We start from the raw sequence: 17,341 nt of genomic DNA on the forward strand, positions 1-17,341 counted from the left end.
TTCAACGGGGATAGCCTGAAAAAATACTTAAATTAACCATTATTAAGTGAAAAAAAATTCAGGAATCCCCACCCTCTTTTAGGGTGGGGTGGTTCAAGTGGTAATTGCAGTAATCATTTTAATATTGAGTTATATCTTTACCAACATCGATGAGGAAAGGCATTCATGATATCTCTAAAACTTTGGGTCAATATATTCCCAAACTTCTTCAAAACTGGTTTTAACGCCAAGCTTGGTGTATTCACGAACAAGTGTGTTGATGTCTCTCTCAAGCAATTCCTTTGAAATCGGATTGTCCAGAACCACTGATTGTGAAACGTCAATAATCACAGGTTTTTCATCCAGGTTCAGGAGATTGTAATTGGATAGGTCTCCGTGAACAAGCTTTGCATCGTTTACGAATCGTTTCAAATCGACAAGAAGCAGGTTCCAGAATTCATCCGGGTCTTGCGGAGGCTGATTTCTCACAGGTTGTGCAGGGTTTCCATCCTCATCACCAATGAATTCAATTAACAGTACATTGTTTGCACTTGTTATGGGTTTTGGAACTCTGACTCCCGCATTTTCAAGTCTTGTCAGGTTTTTAAACTCCTTTGTCACCCATGAATAGATGATTTTTCTTTTGTTTTTTGTCTTGACATTAAATCTCGGATCGCCCTTGAGGTAATAATCCATCTTTTTAAAATCAGAAGTGGCAATCCTGTAAATCTTGACCGCAACGAACTTTTCGTCGTCTGTTATTCCTGTCAGGACATTTGCCTCTTTTCCGGTACTTATGGCGCCGTTTAAAACATCAATGTATCCCTGATTAGCTAATTTATATAATGTCTCCAGTGTAATTTTGTCAAAAACTTCATTTCCGGTCTTTCTCTCGGAGTTGTCCTTCTTTCTTTTTTCGGAATGAATTTTTGCATGTTTGGCGTCTGCTTTAGCTATTTTAGGATCCATTATAATCAAAAAAATAAGTAAGTGAGACTACATTTTCAGGTAGCCTTTTCTTTCAAGCCAGTTGGATTCTGTTTTGGTGTATCTCCAGATCACATCGGCTTTTTCGTCGGACTGGAAATCCCATGGTTTTACTAAAATTACATCTCCTTCACGTATCCAAATACGTTTTTTCATTTTTCCAGGGATTCTGGTCATTCTGATATGGCCGTCAGCACAACGAACTTTTAATTTACCGTGTCCCATAATTTGTTCAACTACTCCAGGTATTTCTCCTTTTTTAGGAGTTCTTACCCTTCTATACTCTTGTTGTTGGTTGTTATTAGGCTTAGACAAATACTCTCCTCCAAAATAATAATATAATCTTATCCAATAGATTAAATTATTTATATTTATAGTAATATATTATATATTAATTTATTGGATTTTACTATATTGTGATATTATGGGAACAGAATTTTTAAAAATTAAGGAATGCGACGAAGCAATTAACATTATTCAAGAGTTGTTCGATGAAAATTTAAAGCCTGAAAGCGAAGAGATTGATGTGGCTGACGCTTACGGCAGAATATTATTTGATGACGTTTATTCCAGAATGGATTTTCCTCCTTTTAATAAAGCCTTGAAGGATGGCTTTGCAGTCCTTTCAAGCGACAGTTTTGGAGCTTCAGAAGAGTCTCCGAATACTTTGGAGGTCATTGACTTTTTGGAAGCCGGCGCCACCACCGACAGGAATGTGGAAAAAGGCAAGTGCATTGAAATCAGCACAGGTGCCGCAATGCCTGAAGGCGCTGATGCAGTTGTCATGGTCGAATATGCCGAGAAAGGTGAAGGGACTGTCGATTTGTTGACTACCGCAACCCCATTTCAGGATGTCGCCAAGAAAGGCTCAGACATTGAAGAGGGAAAATTGATTCTTGAAAAAGGCGATTTCTTAAATCCAGGTAAAATCGGCGTTTTGTTGTCACAGGGCTTTGAAACCATTGAAGTGTTTAAAAAACCGAGTGTCGGTATACTTTCATCAGGAAATGAAATAACCCTTCAGGGCGAAGAGCTTGAATATGGTAAAATCTATGATGTAAACGGAGGAATGATTAAAAACGATGCCGTTTCCTGCGGTGCTGATGCCCGATTTTTGGGGGTCATGAGGGATGACTATGATGAGGTCAAAGAGAAGATAACCGAATCCCTGAAGGAAGTTGACGTATTGTTCTGCTCCGGAGGGACCTCTGCCGGTCTGGGAGATGTGCTTAAGCATGTTCTGGATGAATTGGGCGAAGTGCATATCCACGGAATTTCAGTCCAGCCTGGAAAGCCGACAATCGTTGGCGTAATTGGCGGCAAAATCGTAATCGGGCTTCCTGGAAATCCAGTATCCGCACTGATGATATTCAATGCTTTTGTAGCTGAGCCATTGACAAGGCTTGCGGGAATCGACAGGAACTTCGAGCTGGAAACCCATAAGGGCAAAATCACAAAAAGAATCCACTCACAGGTTGGAAGAATGCAATACCAGTTGGTCAAGGTTGATGGGGAAAACGTCCATCCGATATTTAAGGATTCAGGAGCGATATTCTCACTGTCCACCGCTGACGGCTATGTAAAGATTCCGAAGTTGGTCGAACTTGTTGACGAAGGCGAGGAAGTCGAAGTATATTTATTCAATTAAGATTAAAATTTAATGTAGGTGTAATTATGGATTATGAAGTGAAGGTAATTCCAGAACAAAAGCTCGGAGTTATTAACTGCAAAACCCCAATTGGAGATTTGGAAGTGTTTTTGTCCATGTTGATGGATTGGGTTGATACTGAAGATATCGAAACTGATGGAGAACCGTTTATTGTTTATTTCTCACCAAGGCATGAAGTGAATCAGGGTGATGTTGTTTATGATGTAAGCATACCTCTCAAAGGCAATCCTGATGAAACCGAAAGGATCCGCGTTGTTGACATGATTGAAAATAAGGTTTTGGCAGCCAGGCATTTCGGCCCGACCGACAGCATCATGGACACTTATGCGGAACTTGTTGAAGTTGCCCAGGCAAACCACTATGACATTATCGGATCACCTAAGGAAGTCCTTATTAAGGGCGTATACAACTGTGATGATGAAAAGGATTATGTAACCGAGATTCAATTGCCTATCATTGAAATGTAGGTGTTAAAATGGCTAAAAAAGAAGTTGATATTGAAGAGGAAATCCAAAGGCTTTCCCGCAAAACAAATATAAACATCAAAAAGGCAGAATATTCCTATTCAAAACAACTCGAAAGATTGGATAAGGAAATGGATAAGGCCTTAAATGATAAAATAAAGTTATTTGATGAAGACAAGCAATTGGCCGAAAAGCACATGACCGTTGAATATAATAAACACGATACAATTGACAGATACAGAGAAAAATTGAAAAAAATCTAATTTTTCTCAATCTCTTTTTTTGACTACTGACCAACCACCCTTAAATTATGCACCAGCAGTTTTGGAATGATGAATGATCCGTATTGTTTGATTTCGCCTTCAAGGCCTTCAACTCCTTTCATGATTTCAAATATGTTACCTGAAATCATTGCTTTTGAAATCGGTTCTGTGAGCTCACCATTTTCTATTTTGAATGCGTTGCTTGCCTCAACTGAAAAATCACCTGAAATCGGATTTGCAGTGTGTGCGCCTAAGACGCTTGTTGTCAAAACGCCGCTTTTGATTTCGCTTAGATCCCTTTTTTCGCTGAACTTAAACTCAAGGTTTGTCGGACTGATCATTGGAGTTGAGAAATATGACCCTCTAAGTCCGTTTGAGGTTGTTTTGACCCCTTCGCAATTTGCGGTATATATGTCATAAATGAATGAATTTAATTTTCCATCTTTAATCAGGTCTGTTTTCTGGGATGCACTTCCTTCGCCATCGCATTTTGATGAATACATTCCCCTTTCAAGCAATGGATTGTCGGTAATGGTCAATGACTCGTTAGCGATTTCCTGGCCAGTTTTTCCTTTAAGAATTGACCTTCCTCTGCGCACATTTTCACCGTCAAATGCGCCCAGGAACGTTTGAAGCAATCCGATTGCAGCATAATAGTCAAGCACAACACTATAGTCTCCGGTTTCTACCGGTTTTGTATTGAGTGAACTTTTTGCCAAATCACAAACCTCATTGGCCAGTTTTTCACCATCGATATCGAAAAATCTTGAAGACTGGGAGTTGTATGCGGTTGCAATCTTGCCGTCATTCTGCATTATTACGGATAATCCTAAACCGAATCCAGTTCCTTTGTTTTCGATTGAGACTCCGTTTGAATTGACAATCAGTGACCTTCCTTCGCTTGCACTGAACCCTGAGCCTGTCACTTCACATCCGCTGTCGTTTGCGATGGCTATGGTATCCTTTAGAAATTCGACAGAATCGTCAACGCTCAAATCACTGAATTTGCTGTCATAAACATTTTTGACATCACTTACCTTTTCGACTTCCGCAAATGCATAATTTTCATCGGTTTTGGTCAGTTTGGCATTTTCAATGGCTTTAAGTGCAGTTTGTGAAATCTGATTGATGTTTGATGTAAATGCAAAGCCCTGCTTGTTGTCCTTAATGATTCTTATTCCAAGACCCAATTCGATTTCCTCTTTTGCAAAGTTCAGCTCATCCTTGAGGGAATCCAGTTCGATTGTCCTTCCCTCATCGATATAAATTTCGTAATCGTCACATTTGTTTTCAAGTGTCCTTTTAACGTCTTCTGCAATTTCGTATATCATTTTATCACTATAATGCAAATTTTTCAATCGCTTCGGCCACTCCGTCGCCGAATATGTTTTCACAGGTATATGTGCTTATTTCCTTCAGTTTGTCGTCTGCATTGCCGACAGCTATCTTATATCCAACTTCTTTCAGGAAATCCTCATCGTTTTGGCTGTCTCCGATTGCCATAACGTTTTCCATGTTTATTCCGTTTCTTTCACATAAATATCTAAGTGATGTTCCCTTATTTACGCGTTTGTCGGTAATGTGCAGTGCAAAGCCGCTGTCATAGATTTCAAGCTGGTCTAGGAATTCGAAGTCTGTGAGGGCATCCTCAAGTTCTTCTCTGGAAATTGTCTTGTAGAATACGGTTTCGGTTAGCCTGTACATGTTGTCGTGTGATGCGTTCCTGTCGAATTTTTCGCCCAGCTTCTCTTTCAGGTGGTTTTCTGCTGAGGTTACGAAATCCCTTTCAACCATTGTTTCAACGGCATTGTTGTTTTCTCCTTCCTTAAACACGACTCCTCCGTTTTCTGCTACAAGGCCTCCGCTGCATCCTATCAGAACTTCTGTTGCATAGGCATAGTTCACGACGTTTCCGGTAACGATTATTGTTGGAATTCCTGCGGCTTCAGCTTTCCTTAGGGCTTCAATCGCTGATATGCATATTTGCCTTTTGTCGTCGGTTATTGTTCCGTCGATGTCCACTGCTATCGCTTCGATTGCCATTTTATCCCCTTGAATATCTGTGTGCAATGTTGCAGGTTCCCTCTTTACTTACCATGCATGCTCCAATCGGGTGCAGCGGATTGCATGCTTTTCTAAAGAGTTTACAGTCTTCAGGTCTTGCAAGGCCTCTTAAGATAGGTCCGCAGATGCATCCTTTAGGCGCTTCATTCACGTCCTTGACTTCAATGTCATATTTTTCACGGGCGTTGAAGTCTGCAAATTCCTTTTTGACTTCAAGAATGGAATTAGGTATTTTTGGAAATCCTCTCCATTCCCTGGATGTCACATCGAACACCTGGTCAATCATGTCTGTTGCTATTACGTTTCCCTCTTCTTTAACGGCCCTTTTGTATTCATTTTCTATTTTCGGTGTTTCGTTATGGATTTGTCTTAAAATCATGTAAACGGACATCAATATGTCCAATGGGTTGAATCCGGCTACTGCCTGTGGAATTCCGTATTCTGTTGAGAAGTATTCGAAGGGTTTTGTTCCGATTATTGTGCAGACATGTCCGGGCTGGATTAATGCGTTCAAGGTAGTTTCGCCTGAATTGATCAGAAAGTCGATTGCCGGTGGAATCAGCCTGTGGCAGGACAGTACTGAGAAGTTTTCCGGCGGAGTTGAGAGAAGTTCTGCGGCGGTTGTAGGGGCGGTTGTTTCAAATCCTGCTGAAATGAATGCCACATCATTGTCTGTCTTTTCAGCTATTTCAATTGCCTTGTTGATACCATATACGACCCTTACGTCTCCGCCTTCCGCTTTGGCATCTGCAAGTGATCTTTCTGAACCCGGAACCCTTAGCATGTCTCCAAAGGTGGTTATTGTAACTCCCTTGTCAATCAGCTCCAGAGCTTCATCGATTTCACGTGATGGAACTACACATACGGGACATCCCGGCCCCGCAATGATTTCAACTTCCTCCGGAAGCAGGCTTCTAATTCCGTTTTCCATTATTGTATGTTCGTGTGAACCGCACACGTGCATTATTTTAACGGGTGTTGCTAAGTCATTAATTTTATCTATTAATTTTTTTGACATTTCTTTCATACTCATAATAACACCGAAGATTTAATATTATATCATTACTATATCTATTATTGTATTATTAAATTTATTGTATTTTAAGGGAGATTTATGTTTAACAATAATAAAATTTTAGTAGTTATTCCTGCAAGGGGAGGTTCAAAAGGCATTCCGCGCAAAAACATTCGTTTGCTTAACCGCAGGCCCCTTATTTCCTACCCCATCAATATAGCCAAATCATCAGAGTATGTTGATGATATTGTGGTAACTACTGATGATTCTGAAATTGCATCGCTGTCAGAAAAATTTGGAGCAAGCGTAATAATGCGTTCCGAGGAGTTGTCCGGTGATGATGTTCCGCTTGACCCTGTTGTATATGATGCAATGGTTAAAAAGGAAAAGCAAACTTTTGACGAGTATGATATTGTTGTAACGCTTCAGCCCACTTCGCCTTTATTGAAGCCATCCTCTCTTGATTCTGCAATTGAAAAGTTTGATGATTTTTCTATTGACAGCGTACTGTCTGTTGTGGATGACAGGCATTTGAGTTGGGGATATGATGAGAAAAATCAGAGGTATTTCCCAAACTATATTGAGCGAAAAAACAGGCAGTTCCTTCCGAAGGATTTCAGGGAAACCGGAGCCATTTTTATAACTCGCAGACACTTTGTCCATGAGGATTCTAGGCTGGGAACCAATCTGGAACTGATTGAACTGTCCCGTCAGGAAAGCGTTGACATTGACAATTATGAGGGCTGGTGGATTGCGGAAAATTACCTTATTAGGAGAAAGGTTGCTTTCGTTGTAAATGCATATGATGAAATCGGAACCGGCCATGTCTACAGATGTCTGTCCCTTGCTTCTAAACTGGATTTTCATGATGTTCTGTTCCTTATGGATGAACAGCATCAGCTTGGAATAGATATTGTAAGCAATTACAATTATCCGTTTAAGATTTATGATGGGGAAGATGACCTGATAAAAATTTTAAGGCAATACTCTCCGCATATTGTTGCCAATGATATTCTTGACACTTCCAAGGAATATGTCACCCAACTGAAGGAGGAGGGGTATTTTGTCGTTAACTTTGAGGATTTGGGAGTAGGTAGTGAAGTGGCTGATATTGTGATTGATGCATTCTATGAACATGAAGCTGGTGAAAAGAACGTTTTCACAGGTTACAAATACTATATGCTTAAGGATGAATTCTATTTCCAGCCTCAAAAGGTCATTACTCAGCAGGTTGAAAACGTCTTGATCACTTTCGGAGGAACCGATCAGAACAATTTCACAGAAAAGGTCCTAGATTCGATTTTGTCAACTAACTATGGCGGAAGAATAAACGTGATTCTGGGATTGGGATATGATGGCCTGGAGGCCTTGATCGATAAATATGAATCAAACCAATCAATTCAAATTTATAGAAATGTTTCAGATGTCAGTGAATTCATGTTTAAGGCTGATTTAATATTCACTTCGCCCGACAGGACTATGTATGAAGCCTGTTCATTGGGAGTTCCGACAATTTGCCTGTGTCAGAATGACCGTGAGATGACACATGTCTTTGCAAATGAGACAAACGGATTTGTTAACATGGGTCTCGGGGTCGATGTTGATAAACAGCAGATTATAGACCAGTTCATTAGTCTGGTAAACGATTATGAATTAAGGCTTGAAATGAATCGGAAGATGTTGGATATTGATTTAAAAGATGGCTTTGAAAACATTTGGGCAATTGTTCGTGAAAGATATAGGAAATTTGAGTTAAAGAGGCAAAAACATGAAAATATTCAATAAATATCCATATCTGATTGCAGAAATCGGAGTTAATTTTTTTGACCTTGCCGAAAAGGAAGGAATTTCAGATATGGAAGCTGCCAAATTCATGATTAATGAGGCAAAGGAATGTGGTATTGATGCTGTCATGTTTCAATCTTACAAAGCGCAAACAATTGCATCAAGAAATTCCCCTGCATATCGGGATTTGTCTGAAGAACCTACAACTTCCCAATACGAAATGTTTAAAAAATTCGACAAGTTCGGTGTGGGCGAGTACAGGGAGCTTGCAGAGTATTGCCAACAGCTTGGAATAAAGTTTTTATCCACTCCCTTTGACTTTGAAGCTGTGGACTACCTGGATGAATTTATGGATATTTACAAGATTTCCTCTTCTGATTTGACCAACATTCCATTCATCAAATATATTGCGGGCAAGAATAAGCCAATTTTACTTTCAACAGGCGCTGCAACATTAAATGAAATAAAAGATGCGGTCAATGCAATTGAGGAGGTTTCAACAGTTGACATTGCGATAATGCATTCTGTTATGTCATACCCTACCGCATATGAGGATGCAAATCTCATGATGATTAAGGATTTGGCTGAAAATTTCCCGAATTATGAGATAGGATATTCTGACCATACAAAACCTGATGAAAATATGGCTGTTTTAACAACTGCCTATAATTATGGGGCAACAATTCTTGAAAAGCATTTTACTGTGGACAAGACCCTGCCGGGCAATGACCATTATCATGCAATGGACCCTGATGATGTTATCAGATTCAAGTGGAATGTTCATTTCCTCTCTAAAATCAACGGCATGAAAAATAAGCAGCCTTTGATTTGCGAATCATCTTCAAGGCGTCTTGCAAGAAGGTCAATTGTTGCTATTAGGGACATTAAACAGGGCGATGTAATAACTGCTGATGATTTGACATTCAAACGTCCGGGCACAGGGATTTATCCGTCAAGGATTGATGAGATCATCGGAAAAACCGCCAAGACAGATATTTCAGAAGATACATTAATTAATTTTGACATGTTGGATTAGTCTCTTTTAAAACCTCTGTGTTGCATAGAATCATTGTCGGAATTGTGGATGCCGTGGCATATGCTGGATGGAAATTATCCTCATAATTGCAGTGCTGTTTTTCTTGAATATTCGTTCCATTAAAATTATATTGTTTCTTATTAAGTTGTATTTGGCGTGAGGCCTCTTTCATAATTTGAATTGAACTCTTTGCTATAGCTTTTTGCAACACTTTCACGCACATCTGCGATAAAATTTTTGTGAAATTGTTAAAAATAGAGTATCAAAAAAAAGAAATTAAATTTCTGCAGAACAGTCTGCAGAATATTTGCTGAGTAAAACAGCGCATTTGTCAATTGTTACTTGATCTAATTTTATTGTGCTGGTTGTAATTTTATTCAACAGTTCCTCAATAAACAGGTCTTCATCAGTCAAAGGCATGTTTATCACAACAACTTCATTATTAATAAAACCAACTAGCGGTTCAACAAAGCAATTTTTGATATTATTATCGTTTAAGAAGTTAATCAGATCTTCACCTAAAGACAATGCTTTTTGCTTGATTTTATCATCTTGAGAAAATTTAGCCTGTTTTGTAGTGTATCTAAATCTTCTTTTGTTTCCGTCGATAGGGATTTCCTCAATCTTATCTTCATCTAATTCAGTGGAACCGATAAGATTCAAGTTTTCATTTTCTGATTCCAATCTGAGTTTAGGATTGTATTTCTGTGAAAGAAGAGCATAAATTCCAGTTGGGCCGACAACTACGTGGTTAATGCTTGATGAAGATGTAGGGGTTCTTAAATTGTAGAATACATAGAAATCATCAGAAAGGGTTAATAAATGTTCTCTAATAATTCTTGTTCTTTCTTCCACTTGTTTTTCATCTCTTGATCTGTAAAGTCCAATACAGACCATTATCACTCCAATGAATATCGCAATGATACCGATACCTGTATTGAGAAGCAGAATTTCAATAATGCTTATTATGAAAATACCGATACCCACAATCAAAACAATGCTATTGGCGTCCAGGTTATTCATATCAAATCCTATGTCGGGATTGTGAATGGAGTTCTTTTCAGGTATCACTTCGCCGTTGTCAGGTTCAGCAATACTTATTCTTTCCAACAAACTTCCAGATGATTTTTTATTAGTTTCACTATCTTTCGGGTAATATTCGCTTACGCTTTTGAAAAATTCATCTTTGAGGAAACTCTTCAAAATATTGTAATCATTTGTTTTTGGAACCGCAAATTCTCTTCCGAATTTGGTCATGACCTCGTCTGGAATTGTAGTCCTTGCAGTTCTTGGATAATTTTCCTCTAATTCCAATTCCTCTTCTAGTTGCTCATCATCTGCAATTTTTTGCATATGTTCTTCTGAAAAGAAACTTCCAAGTTTGCCGGTGAATGATTTTATAGAGAAATCTGGTTCGTCATTTGCGGATTCTTCAGATGTCGGAGTTTCAGTTTTAGAGTTTTGTCTAATGATGTTTATTTCTTTTTGTCTTTCTTCAAGATATTTGTCTAATTCCTTGTTCATGTCACTATCCAAATATCTTAAAGACCCTCCACAACTGTCACATTCATAATCAAGTATGCTATCGCTGCTTTTTATTTTATATTTTAATCCACAGTCTTGGCATTGGACAATATATGAATTATCATATTTGAATGAGTCAGTGAATGAAGAATCATCCTTGGTTTCCTCATTAGAATAGTCTTCTAAGTATTCTAAGTCACCTGCACATGAAGAACACTCAAATGTTGTGATATCGTCATCATCATCGAGTTGGTATTTTGCACCACAGTTCTTACAGCATACAACTTTCATAATATCCTCTTAAAAATTGCTTTATGATATTAGTTATAAATTTTTTTTATTATATATGTTTCTAATAACTATTGATGCAGTCATGATAAATGCTTTCTTTTTGCTTTGAAACCTTGTTACACTTATATTTTTCTTCAATTAATTTTTTTTCATTGTTTCCAAATATTTCACTTAATAATTCATCATTTAACGATGTTTCAATATGATTGGACATATTATTTCCATTAAATTCGCAAACAACTCATGCATTATCCTTTACTAATGTTTGCAGGGGGTTGTTTTTTTGTCAAAAATCAGTGGCTTGAAGCAATCCTTGGCCTCAAGCGGGCCTGTGGTGAATGATTCATATCAAGCTGTATGATGAATATGTTGCAGTCAGCCGGCGCCGCAATTTCGGCATTTCCTTAAAACAAGACAGGCTTTTCATCTTTAGACACTTTTTTCATATAGGTAAATGGTGTCTATGTTTTTTATCATGGTATAGTTTGTCAGATTTATGTCTTTGTTCGATATGTAATATGTGGCATTGCTCGAGTCAATTATTCCGGTGTCGCTGCTTTTTATTGGCAGAAGGTTTTCACCTAACCACCAGTTGTAGGCTCTTACATTGTACACTCCAATTTTAATGTTTTCATAATCCGGATGGTTGACGATAATGTAATCTGCAATCTCTTCTATGGCTTTAAATTTATTTGTCTCTTCAAAAGTGTATGTGAATGCGAAAGCCTGAATGATAAACAATGCTATTAGTATGATCGGTATTATGTTTTTGTTGATTTTAATATGCTTGTTTATGGTTTCGATTGAAAGCAGAATGAAATAGACTATGGCCGGAAATGCCGGTAAAAAGTATCTGTTTACTTTGATTGTAAAGTAGCTATAAAATATTATGTTTGAAAATATCCATGCAAGCATGAAATATTCGTTTTTATTTTTGCTGTCCCTGCCCATGAAATAAATGCCTATTAAAACAAGTATGGTTGTAATTACGGAACTGATTCGTGTAAAGCTCGCTATTGCCAGTATAAAAAATACAAGTGCTATTATATCTTTTTTCTGTGGTTTTTGCTTATTGTCATATATCCAAAGGCACATTCCAAGTATTAATATGCCGATAATTCCCCAGGCCAGAGGTGTAGGATTGTCTAAAGTAGGATTTCCGTCAATTACTGTATGTGAATTTGAAATGAAATTGGGGAGATTGGCTATGTAGTAGCCTGTGTCTTCAGTATATGCAGGATCGGATTGTGTTCCCTGGGCACCAATCATTCCCGATGAAATTTGGCTTCCTGCATCAAATTGTCCATTTCCCATTATTATTACTGGAATCATGATTATGGCCGCCAGAATCAGCCCTATTGCAATTCCTCTCAGGATATATTTTAGCTCTTTCCTATCCATCCTGAACCCTTTTTTATAGACATAGTATAGTATAAGTGCAGGCACCACCAGTAGGATTGTGTATCTTGTAAAGATGCCCAATACAAGGAATAATATTGCATGTTGATAGTATTTGGGATTGTCATCTATGGCCATGAGGCTAAATAACACTATCCAGATGATCATTGACACTGCGGGAATGTCCAAGGTCCCATTTGCCAGCCATGTCAGATAAAGGGTCAGTGAGCAGTAGATTATTGTGCCAGCAAGGCTTAGAATCTCATTGAAATATCTTTTAAACAGCAGATACAATCCAAGATTTCCAAATATCGCAAAGGCTCCTGTCACTATATAAATGGCCTGCTTGTTTACAAAGCCAAAATAAAAGAATATTGAGGTCAATCGACATATTACGGGTGATAAGTAAATCGTGGATGTTGAACGAAGATTGATTCCCGTATAATAAAGAGCATTTAAAAGATAAACGTAAACATCGGAACAGTAGACTCCAATGCTATTGTTGAAGTTAATGTAGTATCCGACCAAAATGACGCTGAAAATCAGAATAAACAGCAGGCAATATTTATCTTTTTGTCTTATATTGAATTCCTCAAACATTGTTATTATTTTTTCTAATAATTTTATTTAAATTTATGTTAAAAAAATGATCCAAGTGCAAAGGATAGAAATGCAATAAGCATTCCGATCTTCAACAGTTTTGATGATTTGTGGGCAACAGGTTCTTCCTGTGATTTCATGATCAGTATTGCGGAGTAGATGAATATTATTACTGCAACTGCAATTACTGCCAGGTATAACACTCCAAAAATGTGGTAGAGGTATAGCAAAGGACATAATGCGCAGTCGATAATGATTAGGGCAGTGGCGAGTATTGCTGGTTTCCTTTTGCCAATCATGATGGGAAGGGTTCTTGCCCCGTCCTTTTTGTCTCCCTCAACATCCTCGATGTCCTTGATTATTTCACGTGCGGTTGTCATGACAAATGCAAAGAATCCTAAAAATATTGAAGTCATCACAATGCTTGGATTGTTTATTGTAAATCCTCCAAATACAAATCCGAAACCGGTCATGAATCCGACTGCAAGATTTCCAATCAGTGGGGTTGCCTTTAATTTATATGCATACAGATAAAGAACCACATCGGCAATCAGAACTATTATGAAAGGAATCCAGTTGGAAGTCAGATAGCTGATCAGGAATCCGCAGACTGTTCCGGCGGCAAACAGAAGATATGCATATCTTTTCCCGTTTTCAAGTGAAATCCGTCCAGATGGAATCGGTCTTTTGGGCTTGTTTATGAGGTCTATGTTATAGTCAAAATAATCATTGATCACGTTTCCTGCGGCGGTTTCAAAAAACACGGCCAACATTGCAAGAATGATTGGTATGCTGATTGTCTTATCAATTATTGCTATTAGAATAATGGAAATTGCTCCCATTAATGCATTTCCAGGTCTTAAAATTTCTATATATGGATTCATACGACTTCCCCGATGATTTTTGAAAAATTCTTTGCAGTATTCTATGATGAATGATCCTTTGCAAATTCATTTCCAATACTATTATTTTTAATTTAATCTTTAAATTAATTTTTCTCTGACTTTCATTATTCAGTTTTAAAATATTATGCAATCAAATAACTGTTTCCTAAATCATTCCAATTCGAAAAATTCTGAAATTGAGTTTTGACATTATATGGGGGGACCTGAAAAAAGTCAACGAAATTCATGAATAAGGATAAATTATATAAATAGATATGACCAAGATAATATTAGTATTTTATTTAACTAAAGTATTATTTTTATTATAATTATAGCTGGTGTTTATATTGAACAAGATTAAAATAGCAATTGTAGGAATGGGGAACTGTGCAAGTTCCTTAATTCAAGGTATACATTATTATGATGGTAAAAACCCGGAAGACGCAATAGGATTGATGCATTGGGACATTGGAGGATATGCTCCTAGTGACATTGAAGTTGTTGCGGCTTTTGATGTGGATGCAAGAAAAGTTGGAAAAACAATCGACGAGGCAATATTCGCCAAACCTAACTGTACTACTGTATTTCAAAAAGATATTCCAAAATATGACGTTAAGGTAAGCATGGGCCATGTTCTGGACGGCGTTGCCGATCACATGTCAAATTATGACGATGAATACACGTTTGTTGTAAGTGACGAGGAACCTGTGGATGTAGTCAGCGTCCTTAAGGAAAGCGGTGCTGAAATATTGGTAAACTACCTGCCTGTCGGTTCCGAAGAGGCCGCAAGATACTATGCTCAATGCGCTCTTGATGCTGAAATCGCATACGTCAACTGTATGCCTGTATTTATTGTAAGTGATGATGAATGGGATGCTAAATTCAAGGCAAAAGGAATTCCAATTGTAGGAGACGACATTAAGGCTCAAATTGGTGCTACTATCACACACAGAACACTAGCTAGTTTATTCATGGATAGGGGAGTGAAATTAGACAGAACCTATCAAATCAATACCGGTGGTAACACTGATTTCTTAAACATGCTTAACCGTGAAAGGCTGGACTCCAAAAAGGAATCCAAAACTGAAGCTGTTCAGTCAGTCTTGACTCAAAGAATGGATGACCGTGACATTCACATAGGTCCTAGTGATTATGTCCCATGGCAAAACGACAATAAGTTATGCTTCCTCAGGATGGAAGGCCGCACATTCGGTGACGTTCCTATGAACATCGAATTGAGATTGAGTGTGGAGGACTCTCCGAATTCCGCAGGATGTGTAATTGATGCCGTAAGATGTTGTAAAATTGGTTTGGAAAGAGGCATTGGCGGTCAGCTGACTTCAATTTCTTCATACACAATGAAACATCCTCCGATTCAATACACTGATGACGAAGCATATGAAAACGTTGAAAAATTCATTTCCGGCGAATTGGAAAGATAATTTTTCACTACTTTTTTTTTAATTATTTTTATTTCTCTTCTTTTTTCTCTTGTTTTAACCGATTTATAATTCAATTTATATATTACAAAAAACATATATTATAGTTGGATAATTTAAGATTATTTTATAAATTCAAATTAAAAGAGGTGTAATTAATGGCAAAAGTAAGGTTTACAGAAACAGCACTTCGTGATGCTCACCAGTCTTTACTTGCAACCAGGATGAGAACCGAAGACATGATTCCTATTGCAGAAGCGATGGATAAAGTCGGATATTTCTCTGTTGAAGCTTGGGGTGGAGCTACTTTTGATACCTGTATTAGGTATATAAATGATGATCCTTGGCAAAGGTTAAGGGATTTGAAAGCTGCATTTAATCGCACTCCAATACAGATGCTTTTGAGGGGACAGAATTTAGTAGGTTATAAGCATTATCCTGATGATATTGTAACAAAATTCGTGGAAAAATCCTATGAAAACGGAGTGGATGTTTTTAGAATTTTCGATGCTTTAAACGATATAAGAAATATGGAAAAAGCAATTAAAGTGGCAAAGGATCAGGGTGCACATGTTCAAGGGACAATAAGTTATACCATAAGTCCGGTACACTCATTGGATAATTTTGTGGAGCTTGCAAAGGAATTGGAAGCTCTTGACTGTGATTCAGTATCCATCAAGGACATGGCTGGTTTGATTACTCCTTCAGCCGCTTCCGAATTGGTTACAAAACTGAAAGATGAAACTGATTTGTTGGTCGACTTGCATTGTCATTGTACAAGTGGAATGACTCCGATCAGCTATTATGCTGCATGTCAGGCCGGCGTTGATGTTTTAGATACAGCTATTTCACCTCTTGCTTGGGGTACTTCACAGCCTCCGACAGAAAGTATGGTTGCTGCGCTCCAGGGAACTGAATTTGACACTGAACTGGATTTAAAATTATTGACATCCATCAAGGAATACTTCGATCAGCTCAAGACAAAATATGGTGGACTTATCGATCCTATTTCAGAAAGTGTTGACACTGACGTATTGTTATATCAGATTCCTGGCGGAATGCTTTCAAACCTCATATCACAGTTAAAGGAACAGAATGCTATGGACAGATACACTGACGTGCTTGAGGAGATGCCAAGAGTCAGAAAAGACATGGGATATCCTCCGCTTGTAACTCCAACCAGTCAGATTGTCGGTATCCAATCAGTAATGAACGTGTTGGGTGGGGAAAGATATAAGAACGTATCAAATGAGGTTAAGGAATACATGAAAGGAATGTACGGTAAATCTCCGGCACCGGTTGACCCTGAAATATTTGAGAAGGTAATCGGTGATGAGGAGGTCATTACCTGCAGGCCGGCTGACCTGCTTGAAGATGAATTTGAAAAATTCAAATCAGAAGGTGAAGAGGCAGGATTTGTCAAATCTGATGAAGATGCATTGACTTATGCATTATATCCTCAAATAGCTCCGAAATTCCTTAAAGGTGATTTGGAACCTGAACCTATTCCTGGAACCCGTGGAGGATCTGTGGAAGTTGTTGTCGCCAAGGAAATTCCAAACGAATATGATGTTGAAGTTGACGGTGACATCTTCAATGTAAAAATATTGCCTACCGGTATTGACATCGGACCTAAAGAGGAGAAAAACGACTGTAAGGATAAGGAAGGTGCAGTATTGTCCTCAATGCAGGGTATGGTAATCAGACTCACTGTTGAAGTGGGCGACGAGGTCAAAGCGGGAGACACCATCTGTGTTGTTGAAGCTATGAAAATGGAAAACGATGTCCAATCCGAAGTGGATGGTGTCGTTGAGGAAATCTTCGTGAGTGATGGTGACGAACTCAAGAAAGATGACTGTATAATGGTAATCAAATAGATTGCCTTTATTTTTTCTTTTTTTTTAGTAATTTCAAACTTACCTGTTAATTTATATGTTTTTAAA

Annotated in this window: 15 protein-coding genes; 7 read left to right on the forward strand and 8 right to left on the reverse strand. The window is 38.1% G+C overall.

Features of this window, described 5'->3' with window-relative positions; translation table 11 throughout:
• Positions 1–174 precede the first annotated feature (174 nt).
• Both QZ138_RS00800 and eif1A read right to left on the reverse strand, forming a co-directional pair.
• Positions 175–948, reverse strand: a complete 774-nt coding sequence (locus QZ138_RS00800) for a serine protein kinase RIO (RefSeq protein WP_292600779.1) — start codon at positions 946–948, stop codon at positions 175–177.
• Between the two features lie 27 nt (positions 949–975).
• Positions 976–1,281 carry a translation initiation factor eIF-1A gene (gene eif1A, locus QZ138_RS00805; RefSeq protein WP_292600781.1) on the reverse strand — a complete coding sequence of 102 codons (306 nt, stop codon included), beginning with the start codon at positions 1,279–1,281 and terminating at the stop codon, positions 976–978.
• A 109-nt stretch (positions 1,282–1,390) separates the two neighbouring features.
• On the opposite strand from eif1A, the gene glp reads away from it, so the two are divergent.
• From glp to QZ138_RS00820, 3 genes are read left to right on the forward strand one after another with little or no spacing between them, the layout of a single operon-like run.
• Positions 1,391–2,614 (forward strand): gephyrin-like molybdotransferase Glp, encoded by a 1,224-nt coding sequence (glp, locus tag QZ138_RS00810; RefSeq protein ID WP_292885014.1) that lies wholly within the window; start codon positions 1,391–1,393, stop codon positions 2,612–2,614.
• A gap of 26 nt (positions 2,615–2,640) precedes the next feature.
• Positions 2,641–3,102 (forward strand): GyrI-like domain-containing protein, encoded by a 462-nt coding sequence (locus tag QZ138_RS00815; RefSeq protein WP_292885017.1) that lies wholly within the window; start codon positions 2,641–2,643, stop codon positions 3,100–3,102.
• 8 nt (positions 3,103–3,110) lie between these two features.
• Positions 3,111–3,362, forward strand: coding sequence for a hypothetical protein (locus QZ138_RS00820; protein ID WP_292600785.1), 252 nt, complete (start codon positions 3,111–3,113; stop codon positions 3,360–3,362).
• Between the two features lie 23 nt (positions 3,363–3,385).
• On the opposite strand, the gene QZ138_RS00825 is transcribed toward QZ138_RS00820, so the two are convergent.
• From QZ138_RS00825 to hypD, 3 genes are read right to left on the reverse strand one after another with little or no spacing between them, the layout of a single operon-like run.
• Positions 3,386–4,693, reverse strand: coding sequence for a TldD/PmbA family protein (locus QZ138_RS00825; protein ID WP_292885020.1), 1,308 nt, complete (start codon positions 4,691–4,693; stop codon positions 3,386–3,388).
• A gap of 7 nt (positions 4,694–4,700) precedes the next feature.
• Positions 4,701–5,405: a phosphoglycolate phosphatase gene (locus QZ138_RS00830; protein ID WP_292885023.1), complete on the reverse strand. Its 705-nt coding sequence runs from the start codon at positions 5,403–5,405 to the stop codon at positions 4,701–4,703.
• 1 nt (position 5,406) lies between these two features.
• Complete coding sequence (gene hypD, locus QZ138_RS00835; RefSeq protein WP_292600865.1) at positions 5,407–6,453, reverse strand: hydrogenase formation protein HypD; 1,047 nt, start codon at positions 6,451–6,453, stop codon at positions 5,407–5,409.
• A gap of 87 nt (positions 6,454–6,540) precedes the next feature.
• On the opposite strand from hypD, the gene QZ138_RS00840 reads away from it, so the two are divergent.
• A complete protein-coding gene (locus QZ138_RS00840; protein WP_292885026.1) occupies positions 6,541–8,226 on the forward strand; it encodes a cytidylyltransferase domain-containing protein in 1,686 nt (561 codons plus the stop codon).
• Positions 8,210–9,262: an N-acetylneuraminate synthase family protein gene (locus QZ138_RS00845; RefSeq protein WP_292885029.1), complete on the forward strand. Its 1,053-nt coding sequence runs from the start codon at positions 8,210–8,212 to the stop codon at positions 9,260–9,262. The genes QZ138_RS00840 and QZ138_RS00845 overlap by 17 nt, the downstream gene beginning before the upstream one ends.
• Positions 9,263–9,538: 276 nt before the next feature.
• Here the strand turns inward: QZ138_RS00845 and QZ138_RS00850 are convergent, their stop codons facing one another.
• The 3 genes from QZ138_RS00850 to QZ138_RS00860 all read right to left on the reverse strand — a co-directional run bounded on the left by QZ138_RS00850 (position 9,539) and on the right by QZ138_RS00860 (position 13,959).
• Entirely contained in the window at positions 9,539–11,077 is a 1,539-nt protein-coding gene (locus QZ138_RS00850) for an NERD domain-containing protein (RefSeq protein WP_292885031.1), read from the reverse strand.
• Between the two features lie 429 nt (positions 11,078–11,506).
• A complete protein-coding gene (locus QZ138_RS00855) occupies positions 11,507–13,075 on the reverse strand; it encodes a glycosyltransferase family 39 protein (RefSeq protein WP_292885034.1) in 1,569 nt (522 codons plus the stop codon).
• Between the two features lie 38 nt (positions 13,076–13,113).
• On the reverse strand, positions 13,114–13,959 hold the full coding sequence (locus QZ138_RS00860; RefSeq protein ID WP_292885037.1) for a UbiA family prenyltransferase: 846 nt from the start codon (positions 13,957–13,959) through the stop codon (positions 13,114–13,116).
• A 347-nt stretch (positions 13,960–14,306) separates the two neighbouring features.
• On the opposite strand from QZ138_RS00860, the gene QZ138_RS00865 reads away from it, so the two are divergent.
• Positions 14,307–15,401 (forward strand): inositol-3-phosphate synthase, encoded by a 1,095-nt coding sequence (locus QZ138_RS00865; RefSeq protein WP_292600802.1) that lies wholly within the window; start codon positions 14,307–14,309, stop codon positions 15,399–15,401.
• A 155-nt stretch (positions 15,402–15,556) separates the two neighbouring features.
• Positions 15,557–17,275, forward strand: a complete 1,719-nt coding sequence (gene oadA, locus QZ138_RS00870; protein ID WP_292885040.1) for a sodium-extruding oxaloacetate decarboxylase subunit alpha — start codon at positions 15,557–15,559, stop codon at positions 17,273–17,275.
• The last annotated feature ends 66 nt before the right edge of the window (positions 17,276–17,341 follow it).

The sequence above is a fragment of the Methanobrevibacter sp. UBA212 genome (genome assembly GCF_905233225.1).
Taxonomy (GTDB): domain Archaea; phylum Methanobacteriota; class Methanobacteria; order Methanobacteriales; family Methanobacteriaceae; genus Methanocatella.